9 protein-coding genes are annotated in these 9831 nt (G+C 60.3%); 2 read left to right on the plus strand and 7 right to left on the minus strand.

From position 1 onward, the window contains the following. The first annotated feature begins 749 nt into the window (after positions 1-749). A complete protein-coding gene (locus tag ACILRN_RS13100; protein ID WP_395688958.1) occupies positions 750-923 on the plus strand; it encodes a hypothetical protein in 174 nt (57 codons plus the stop codon). Positions 924-1010: 87 nt separating this feature from the next. Here the strand turns inward: ACILRN_RS13100 and ACILRN_RS13105 are convergent, their stop codons facing one another. The 4 genes from ACILRN_RS13105 to ACILRN_RS13120 all read right to left on the minus strand — a co-directional run bounded on the left by ACILRN_RS13105 (position 1011) and on the right by ACILRN_RS13120 (position 3995). After that, complete coding sequence (locus ACILRN_RS13105) at positions 1011-1619, minus strand: amino acid synthesis family protein (protein WP_395688960.1); 609 nt, start codon at positions 1617-1619, stop codon at positions 1011-1013. Between the two features lie 10 nt (positions 1620-1629). Next, positions 1630-2826, minus strand: coding sequence for a CaiB/BaiF CoA transferase family protein (locus tag ACILRN_RS13110; protein ID WP_395688962.1), 1197 nt, complete (start codon positions 2824-2826; stop codon positions 1630-1632). Beyond that, positions 2819-3559, minus strand: a complete 741-nt coding sequence (locus tag ACILRN_RS13115; RefSeq protein ID WP_395688964.1) for an alpha/beta fold hydrolase — start codon at positions 3557-3559, stop codon at positions 2819-2821. Before ACILRN_RS13115 ends, ACILRN_RS13110 begins: the two co-directional genes overlap by 8 nt. Before the next feature lie 61 nt (positions 3560-3620). Beyond that, positions 3621-3995, minus strand: a complete 375-nt coding sequence (locus ACILRN_RS13120; RefSeq protein WP_395688972.1) for a RidA family protein — start codon at positions 3993-3995, stop codon at positions 3621-3623. 159 nt (positions 3996-4154) lie between these two features. Between ACILRN_RS13120 and ACILRN_RS13125 the strand changes: the two genes are divergently transcribed. Beyond that, positions 4155-5630 carry an aldehyde dehydrogenase gene (locus ACILRN_RS13125; RefSeq protein ID WP_395688974.1) on the plus strand — a complete coding sequence of 492 codons (1476 nt, stop codon included), beginning with the start codon at positions 4155-4157 and terminating at the stop codon, positions 5628-5630. 172 nt (positions 5631-5802) lie between these two features. Here the strand turns inward: ACILRN_RS13125 and ACILRN_RS13130 are convergent, their stop codons facing one another. The 3 genes from ACILRN_RS13130 to ACILRN_RS13140 all read right to left on the minus strand — a co-directional run. Continuing rightward, a complete protein-coding gene (locus tag ACILRN_RS13130; protein WP_395688966.1) occupies positions 5803-7893 on the minus strand; it encodes an acetate--CoA ligase family protein in 2091 nt (696 codons plus the stop codon). Beyond that, positions 7890-9053, minus strand: a complete 1164-nt coding sequence (locus tag ACILRN_RS13135) for an acyl-CoA dehydrogenase family protein (RefSeq protein ID WP_395688968.1) — start codon at positions 9051-9053, stop codon at positions 7890-7892. Before ACILRN_RS13135 ends, ACILRN_RS13130 begins: the two co-directional genes overlap by 4 nt. A gap of 13 nt (positions 9054-9066) precedes the next feature. After that, positions 9067-9831, minus strand: a 765-nt coding sequence (locus tag ACILRN_RS13140) for an ABC transporter permease (protein WP_395688970.1), incomplete at its 5' end; no start/stop codon positions are given.

Raw genomic sequence — 9831 nt, forward strand, 5'->3', positions numbered from 1 at the left:
TCTGATGCTTTTTAATTCGCAGCGGCAAGATATTCGAAAACTTTGTCATCAAACCAAGGCTAATCAATAGTCTCAAAAAATGAGGAGTTTCTCTCCGGTTATCATCATTATTGTCTTCAGCGGGCGTTTGCAGGAGCGAGAGGTATCATCGGCAGGCTCTCAGCATGACACTTGAGTGTTACCAGCGGAACAGACCAAATAATCGCGATGCAAGAGGAGCCATTTCTGCCTCGCGACACCACAGCAGTGGCCGAGCACCTCTGCCTAGATCATACGCGGGTCATCTAGGACAGATTGCAAGCTTTTATGCGGTCATCATCGTTGCTGTCACAGAAGTTGACGCTGTAGATCGTGCTGTTATTCATTAGTTGCCCTGGCTAGGCGGACTCACGAACAGGCTGTTCACAGAAACATGGAGAGTGTTCCTTGGATGCCTGGTAAACAATAAGACAACTGCTGATGCCGAAGGGCATTGACGCTATTCTCGTTACTATCACAGATCTGAGCGTTGCTCCCAAATAGCGGTATCCTAACTGTGTTGCCTTGAAGGGACTCTGCTCGGCATGATACAGGTCACAATATTGCGTTAGCACTGGAACTTCAGGAATGACCCGCCCAACGCAACGGTTTCGCTTCTTGGCAGTGAGGAGGCCGGATTTGCAGATGCAGTTGTCACTCTGAGTGTTACAAAACTTGATGTCAGCATCTTGACCACTGCCATGCAGTTGCTTGAGGGAGATCTTAGAGGCATGAGTGGCCCCGCCGCAGTGTTCATCGACCATTTCTGCGGCGGCGATGGTGGCTTCCATGGCGACGGTGGCGGCTATGGCGGTGGATTCGTAGCGGCCGACTCGAGTTGGGGTGGACTTCACGCGTGGCCCGGATGGGTTGGCTATTACGGCGGACCCTACGTCTATGGCTGATCCTATTACGCGCAGCATTACTGCGGATGCTTTTCTTATCCGCCCTGCTACTTACAGTCGCCGCCAGACTGCCGTGACAATCGTTACCTAGCGCGAAAGCTTCGCGGGATCGCTGACATCCGCTCCTATTTCAGAGAGATCCTGGTACCGATCACCAATTCGATGGTGCGGCCTTCCACCGGTCGCTCCTCCAAAAGCTGCAATCAATTCGTCATCGGCAGGCGCATCAGCGATCGAGAACTGCACAGTGAGATAGTGTGATCGGCGTCCAGTATCATGTTTATCCATCAGTGGAATCTGAATCTGGCTGTTGGCAGGCCCCCGTGTATTGGTGAAGCCCAGATAGGTCTTGGCCCCCAAGGCCTCGCGATAGAAATTACCGAAATGCAAGGTATGGATCAGGGCAGAAGCATGTTCCTGCTCACAGTCAAGACCCGCCATTGCCGCTTTGCCATAGGCCTCGATCTTGTCTGCACCACCTGCCATCGCAACGATGCGCTCTGTAAGAAGTTTGCCTAACAATGGTGCAAAAGCCTTGATCTCGGGCTTCAGGTCCTCGACATAACCCCGCCCAGCCCAGGGGTTCTTGACAACGGCTGCAACACCGAGCATGCGCAGAGGTGGCCGTGCTGCACGTTGGCCCTCAAAGTGGATTTCCTCTTCAAAATTGACAAGTTTTCTGATCTGCAGTTCCATCTGACTCTCCCTACTCGTCCGTCCCCGCTCTATCGACATGCCGAAGCAGATTGTCGTTGTCTTGACCAAGTTCCGGCGGCGCGGTCAGCGGCACGGCAGGTGTCTTGCTAAAATGTATGGGATTGGCAGCCACCCGCCATCCTGCCTTTCCAGGCTCGGCGTGCGGCAACTCGGCAATCATGCCGCGCGCAGTCACGTGAGGATCGCGAAAGATGTCTGCCGCATCGTTCACTGGACCAAACGGCAGCCGTCCACCAAGCAGATTGCCAAGCGTGGCCTTGCTATGACATCGGGTCCAGTCAGAGACGGTTGCATTGACATCCTGGGCATGTCTGCGCCGTCCGGTCTTGGTGGCCAGCCGCGGATCATTGAGCAGATCGTCGCGCTGCATGATGCGCGCCAGCTCTCGCCAGAAGGCATCATCAACGACACCAATCGAGACCCACCCGTCCGACGCCGGGAAAATGCCGAAAGGTGCTAGAAGTGGATGGCCATTGCCAGCGGGTTCGGCGATCTGGCCTTCCATATCGTAAAGATAGACAAGACGTTCACACAGACTCAGAATTGCGTCATACATGCCAATATCGACAAATTGACCCTGCCCGGTCCTTTCGGCGTGCCGAACGGCAGCAATGATCGCAAAAGACATCATCATGCCGGTGAAGATATCGCCGATACCGGGTCCGGTTTTCATCGGACTGCCAGGGCCTTGTCCCGTCATGCTCATGAGACCACCCATGGCCTGAGCAACCACATCATAGGATGGCCACTGCGCATAGGGACTCTCACCACTTCGAGGATCGCCAAAGCCACGAATAGCGGCGTAGACGAGAGCTGGGTTGTCTTCGAGCAAGGCCTCATAGCCAAGGCCCAGCCGCTCCATCACACCGGGACGGAAGTTCTCAACCAGCACATGCGCACTCTTCACCAGAGAGCGGATCTGCAGGCGCGCCTCGGTAGTCTTGAGATCAAGACAAATGCTCTGCTTGTTCCGATTGAGGCTGACGAAATAGCCAGCCCACATCTTGTCGTTGTCATCCGCGCGAAATGGGCCGTTGCTGCGGCTGGTATCACCCTCCGGACTTTCGATCTTGATCACTTCTGCACCATGATCGGCCAACATCATGGTGCAGTAGGGGCCTGACAGCATGCGGCTGAAATCCAGAACACGCAGCCCGGCAAGAATGCCCTTGCTCGCTTCAGCCATTGGGCTTCACCCGGTTAAGAAAGTCCACGAGCCTCGCATTGAACATATCTGGTGCTTCGGCGAGAGCCATATGACGCAAGCCAGGAAGAATGGCCAGCTCCGACTTAGGCAGTTCACTGGCAATTGCACGACTCATTTCAGGTGAGTTGCCATAGTCCTCATCACCAGTCATCACCAACGCCGGCACTTTGACCGGCGGCGAGGGTGCCACAAGCTCCGCGACGCCATCCGCCAGCACCTGATAGATGGGCCAGTACACTTCCTTGCGGTTGGCGAGAATCCAACTGCGTACACTGTCCATCAATGCCGGATTGGCGGCGCGGAAGCCGTCAGTGAACCAGCGGCCGAGCGCAGCCTCGACAGTTGCCGCCGGCCCCTCGGCTCTTGCCTGCTGGACACGCTTCAGAATCGCTTCCTGAGCTTGGGCGTCTCGCGCATGGGCGGAATGCAGAATGCCCAATGCCCAGAGCCGCTCGGGGTGATCCATTCCAAAGCGCCGAGCAATCATGCCACCCAGCGAGAAGCCAAGAACGGCAGCCTGTTCGATACCAAGATGATCGAGCAACTCGAGAAGCTGGCTTGAAAACACCGCAAGGCAAGGCTGCTGCGATGGCAGGCTGCTTTCCCCATGGCCGAGAAGATCATAGACAATGACCCGGAAGCCATCGGCCAAAGCGGGAATTTGCCATTGCCATGCGTGACGGTTAAGCCCCAAACCGTGCACGAGAACCACGCTAGCCTCGCCTTGACCCCAAATCTCGTAAACCGTGCCGTGTGGAGTCCGTTGCGGCATTTCAGGCCCGTTGCGGTTTATAGGCCACGACTTCGACCTCGACCCGCACGTCGACGAGAAGTTCACTCACGACTGCTGACCGTGCGGGAGGCTCGTGTGGAAAATACTCGCCATAAACCGCATTGAAACCTGGAAAATCTGCCCTGTCACGAAGCCAGACCATAGCCTTGACAACATCGCCCAAGCTGCATCCAGCCTCGGCAAGGGTCAGTTGGATGTCTTCCAGCACTGCGCGAGTCTGGTCCTCTACACTGCCACTGGTCATCACCTGACCATCCTTGAAAGGGACCTGTCCAGTCAGGAATACGAAGTCTCCAGCCCTGACCGCCCGCGACAAAGAAAGCTTGCGCCCGCCAATCAGCATGGGCCGACCAATCACTTGTTTGCCGGAAGCGTCGTTCATCATCTTAGCCTAGGCGGGCATCATTCAGCCAATATACGAGAATTCCGACAGACAGCGGCGAAATTATTGTATTGACGTTTCAGGGGTTGCGCCACTTTTTGGACAGACCGGGAGGAACGCCATATGGGTCAGCTGCAGCGATATCAGATGTACATCGATGGGCAGTGGGTAGACTCAGGCGATGGCCGTAGCTTCACCTCGCTCAACCCAGCCACAGGTGAGGACTGGGCTGAAATTCCTGAAGCAACTGCCACCGACGTTGAACGTGCAGTAGAGGCCGCGCATCGTGCTTTCACGGAAGGCGAATGGGCCAAGGCGCTGCCAACGGCTCGTGGCAAATATCTTCGCCGCCTCGCCGACCTACTGGCCCAAAAGTCAGAAGATCTCGGACGGATAGAGACCATTGATACCGGAAAGATGCTGAAGGAAACGCGCTGGCAGGCAAAATACATTGCCGAATTCTTCCATTTCTATGCCGGAGCAGCAGACAAGGTGATGGGCGCCACGCTGCCAATCGACAAACCCGACATGCTGGCTATGACGCTGCGTGAGCCACTGGGGGTGGTGGCGGCAGTGGTGCCGTGGAACTCACAGCTGTTTCTGGTTGCAGTCAAGATTGGCCCGGCACTGGCAGCGGGTAACACCGTAGTACTCAAGGCCTCAGAACATGCCTCTGCCCCCATGCTGGAATTTGCACGCCTAATGGAAGAAGCGGGCTTTCCGCCAGGCGTGTTCAATGTCGTTACCGGTCATGGTGACCCTTGCGGCAGAGTGTTGACATCTCATCCTCTGGTACAGCGGGTGAGCTTTACCGGCGGTCCGCAATCAGCCCGCCAAATCATCCGTAATTCCGCTGAGAATTTTGCGCAGGTTTCTCTCGAACTTGGCGGCAAGTCACCCTTCCTTGTCTTTGACGATGCAGATCTTGAAAGTGCAGTGAATGGCTCGATCGCCGGTATTTTTGGGGCTACTGGCCAGTCCTGTGTAGCGGGCTCAAGGCTCTATCTTCATGAGAAGGTGGCAGACCGTTTTCTCGATACGATGGTGACCCGTGCGCGCCAGATCCGCATTGGCGATCCACTTCTCGAGGAAACCCAGATGGGTCCACTGGCAACACAAGGTCAGCTGGCGCGCATCGAACGGGAAGTCGCCTTCGCACAAGAACAAGGCGGCCGCCTGCTGACTGGCGGACAACGTCCGGCTGGGTACAATAGCGGCTTCTTTTACGAGCCTACGATTGTCGAATGCCATGACCAGAAGATGCGGATCGTTGACACTGAACTGTTCGGACCCGTGCTGAGCGTTCTACGCTTCAAGGAGGAGGAACAGGTGATCCGCCTTGCTAATGATACGCGGCATGGTCTTGCGGCTGGTGTATTTACGCGTGACGGTGCTCGGGCGCTGCGTGTCACCAGGCAACTACGTGCCGGCATCGTATGGGTTAACACATATCGCGTAGTCTCGCCGATTGCCGAATTCGGTGGCTTCAAGGAGTCTGGGTATGGGCGGGAAAGCGGATTACAAGCGATCTATGACTACACCCGGCCCAAAACGGTATGGATCAACACCTCAGACCAGCCTATGGCAAATCCTTTCGTGATGCGATAGCAGTAACTTTACTGACCTGGTAGTGATCGTTCATTCCGGGTCACGTATAAAGTCCCCCGTCATGACCGGATGTAACCCCGCTGTCGCGATAAACACCGCGGCCAACAGCATGCCCCCTCAAATTGCGAACCGGAGATATGTCAGGGACGGATTACTCGTGGCGCGCACCAATCTAATCCACCTGCATCAACACATCGACCACGACACAGCATTGTTCACAGGCAAATAGCGGATTGATCTCGATCTCGATCACCCGGTTGGCGTCATCGGCGGCAAAGGTCGCGAGGCGCTCCAGCATGTCGAGCAGGGCGCCGCGATTGGCCGCTGGGGCGCCGCGATAGCCGTCGAGCAGGCGGCTGATCTTGAGCCGCTCCAGGGCGCGCGCCATGTCCTGCCGGGTGGCCGGCAACAGCAGCGTGACGGCATCGCCCAGGATTTCAACCAGCACGCCGCCGGCCGCGAGCGTCATGGCGAGGCCGAATTGCGGATCGCGGCGGATGCTGACCATGAGTTCCACAACCGGAGGCGCCGCCATGCGTTCGATGAGGAAGCAATCGGTGACGGCCGCCGGATCATGCGCGGTCACCGCCGCCGTCATGCGCGTGACCGCATCGGCCACCGCCTGCTGCGTGGTGAGGCCCAGCTTCACCGCACCCGCTTCGGTCTTGTGCGGCAGCCGGGCGCTGACCATTTTGAGCGCCACGGGGAACCCAAGCTCCGCCGCGGCGGCGGCTGCCTCAGCGCCAGTGGCGGTGCGGCCCACGGGAACCGTGATGCCGCGCGCCCGGAGCAGTGCCTTGGCGGCGGCTTCATCGAGGAGCCGTGGCTGATCCGTTGCGGTCATCGCGGCAGTAAGCGGCGGCGGCGGATGGGCGGCGATCTCCGCCCGGCGTTCGCCATGCCAGGCGGCGGCGGCCATCGCCATCATGCACTCCTCGATCCCCTGCATGGGGGCGACACCCTGTTCAACCAGGAAGCTGCGAGTCTCGGTGTCGAGATTTTCCGCGATGGTGCTGCACACCGCGGCGGCAAGCCCTTGCTGTTTCGCGGCGGCGATGAAGGAGAGCGTGTCATTGCGGTAATAAATCTTGCTCTCATCGAGCCCCGGGGCGGGGTAGTCCTGCACGATCACCGCGGCGTCATGGCCATCGGCGAACAGCGTGTCGAACACCGGCCGGGTCTTTTCCGGAATGCCCCAGATGGGCGTGGTATAGTCGAGCGGGTTGGAGACCGTGGCGGTGGCCGGAAGCTGGCTGCGCAGCTGTTCCGCCGCCGCGGCACTGGGCGGCGTGAAGCGGAGGCCCAGCCGCTCGGCATAATCCGCCAGCATGGTGGCGCCGCCGCCGGAACAGGTGAGGCCGGCAAGACGGCGTCCCGGTGGCACCCCCGCCACGCACAGGAACTTCACCGTTTCGAGCAGCTGTGCGGGGCTCGTCACGCGGATGATGCCCAGCCGGTCGAACAGCGCGTCATAGAGTTCGCCGGTGCCGGAGAGCGAACCGGTGTGGCTCACCGTCAGGCTGGCGCCCAGCCGCGAGGTGCCGGTCTTGAGCGCCACGATGGGCTTTCCCAGCTTGAGACTTTTCAGCGCCGCGCGTTCGAAGGCCTGCACGTCCTTCAGGCCTTCGATGTGAAGCCCGATCGCCGCCACCTCCGGCCGCTCGGCCAGCGCATCGACGAAGTCCTCAAGCCGCAGCACCGTCTGGTTTCCGGCGGAGACCATATAGGCGAAGGGCACGCTGCGCTGGCTCATGGTGAAGTCGGAGGAGAGCATGCCGCTCTGGGTGATGATGGCGGCGCCGCGCCCCGGGCAGGCGCCGCCATGCGCGAAGGGCCACAGCGCCACGCGGTCCACATAATTGATGAGGCCGTAGCAATTGGGCCCGATCAGCGCGAGATCGCCTGCCGCCGCGATGAGCCGCGCTTCCGCCGCCGCACCGTCCTCGCCGGTTTCGCCGAAGCCCGCCGTGTAGCAGACGACACCGCCCGCCCCCATGGCGGAAAGTTTCTCCAGCGTGCCGATGGCGGCCTCCCTCGGCACCGCGAGGAACACCGCGTCGGGCGGTTCGGGCAGGTCTTCGACGCTGGTGAAGCAGCGGTGGCCGCCGATCTGGCTGCGCTTGGGGTTCACCGGCCAGAACGGCCCCGTGAAGCCAATGCGGGCGCATTCAGTGGCCACCACCTCGGCGTCGCGGCCGCCGATCACCGCCACATGGCGGGGCTTCAGCAGCCGGGCCAGATTGGCGCGCCGCCGCGGCGTCATGCGCCGAGCGGCCGCAGGATGGCGCGCGAGATGATGTGGCGCTGGATTTCCGAGGTGCCATCCCAGATACGCTCGAGTCTCGCATCGCGCCACAGGCGCTGCACGGGCAATTCTTCCATGAGCCCCATGCCACCATAGATCTGCACGGTGCTGTCGGCCACGCGGTTGACCATCTCGGAGCAATAGAGCTTCACCATGGAGATATCGGCGTCGGTGAGCGTGCCGTCATTGGCGCGGCGGATCGCGTCTTCCACCAGCAGGTCAGCGGCGCGCAGCTCGGTGGCCATGTCGGCGAGCTTGAAGCCGGTTCCCTGGAACTTGCCGATGGCCTGGCCGAACTGCTTGCGGCTGGCGGCCCATTCGGCGGCAAGCCCCAGCAGCCGCTCCGCCTTGCCGCAGCAGGAGGCGCCGACGAAGATGCGGCCATAGGTGAGCCACTGGCCGGACATCTCAAGGCCGCGGCCTTCCTCGCCGAGAATCTGCCCAGGCCCGAGCCGGACATTGTCGAAGCTGAGCTGGAAGGTCTTGTAGCCGCGGTAGCTCACGCAATGCGTGCCTTCGCGGACATCGAAACCGGGGGTTCCGACATCGACAAAAAAAGCCGTGACCCGCTTACGGGACCCGCGCGGCGTTTCATCCACCCCCGTGGCGGCGAAGACGATGGCGAAATCCGGCATGACGGGGCCGGAGATGAAATGCTTGGAGCCGTTGAGGATCCAGTCAGCGCCGTCGCGGCGGGCGTTGGATTTCATGCCCATCACGTCGGAGCCGGCTTCAGGCTCCGTCAAGGCGAAGAGCTCGCGCTTCTCTCCCTTCACGCAGGGGTAAAGATAGCGCTCTTTCTGGTCGCCCTCGCAGGCGAGCAGCAGTTCGGTGGGCCGCGCCGCCCAGCTGTGCAGCGCATGGCTGGTCTTGCCGTATTCGCGCTCCATGATGGTTTTGGCTTCGAGGCTCAGGCCGCCGCCGCCCACCTCCTCCGGCAGGTTCGCGGCGTAGAGACCGGCCTGTTTGGCGCGCGCCTCGATCTGACGGCCGAGATCGAGCGGCACCTCGCCCAGCTTGTCCACCAGATCCTCATGCGGGGTCAGTTCCGCCTTCATGAAGGCCTGAACGGTTTCGAGCAGCAGGCGGTTTTCGTGGGAATTGACGAGACTCAACATGTCCTCCGGTGGTTCAGGCGGTTTCCCCGGCCTTGCGCCGCGTCAGCAGCGTGTGGGCGATGAGGGCAACCAGGGTGATGGCGATCAGCAGGACGGCGGCGGCGGCCACCGTCGGGTCGGTATTCTCGCGCATGCCGTTCCACAGCCGGCGCGGCAGGGTGAAGACGTCGAACTTGGAAATGAACAGCGCCACCACGATCTCGTCCCATGAGAGAATGAAGGCGAAGACCGCGCCGGCCAGAATGCCGGGCCGGATGACGGGCAGAATGACGCGGCGGATGGTGGTGGCGAGCGGCGCGCCGAGGCTGCGTGAGGCCTGTTCCAGCTTCAAATCGAAATTGGCGAGCGCGGCAGAGACGGTGATCACCACCATCGGGATGGCGAGAATGGTATGGGCCAGGATCAGCCCGGAATAGGAATCGATCAGCCCCAGCGGCACCCACCAGCGGTAGAAGGCCATGGCGGAAATGATCGGCGGCACCATGAGCGGCAGCAGCAGAAACGCGCGGATCGCTTCGGTGAAGCTACCTGATACCCGCCACAGGCCGATGGCGGCCAGCGTGCCCAGGAATGTGGCGAGCGCTGCCGAGCACAGCGCAATCACAAAGCTCTGCCCGAAGCTCGACAGCCATTCCGCGCTAGTGAAGAGATTGTGGAAGTGCTGCAGCGAGACGCCGTCCCAGGGCAGCGAGAGGTATGTCTTCGACGTCAGCGAAACCGGGATCGCCACCAGCGACGGCACGATCAGGATCATGAGGATGGTCCAGGCGGCGATGTG

The organism is Aestuariivirga sp. (assembly GCF_044238155.1).
Taxonomy (GTDB): Bacteria; Pseudomonadota; Alphaproteobacteria; order Rhizobiales; family Aestuariivirgaceae; genus Aestuariivirga.